1 protein-coding gene is annotated in these 226 nt (G+C 64.6%); it reads right to left on the reverse strand.

What is annotated here, in order from left to right:
• Nucleotides 1-226: immunoglobulin-like domain-containing protein (locus FQ668_RS28455; RefSeq protein WP_144180926.1), on the reverse strand; the 226-nt coding region annotated here is incomplete at both ends.

Consider the following 226-nt stretch of genomic DNA (forward strand, 5'->3'; position numbering starts at 1 on the left):
ACCGACGGGGTGGCAGTCAGCTTGGCCACGACTTCATCGAGGGTGTCGGTGACATCCACTTTCGCGGCACCGCCCAACTCGAGGTTCTCGAACGCAGCACCAGTGGCGTCAACCGCCGAGTTGATGCCCAGACTGATCTGGCCCGCATCCTGGTAGACCTCATCGCCTTGCGCCGCGTGGGTGTACGGCGCGCTGGTTTCGCCGGCCTTGATGCCGACCTGTGTCC

The sequence above is a fragment of the Pseudomonas sp. Kh14 genome (genome assembly GCF_900291005.1).
GTDB lineage: Bacteria > Pseudomonadota > Gammaproteobacteria > Pseudomonadales > Pseudomonadaceae > Aquipseudomonas > Aquipseudomonas alloputida.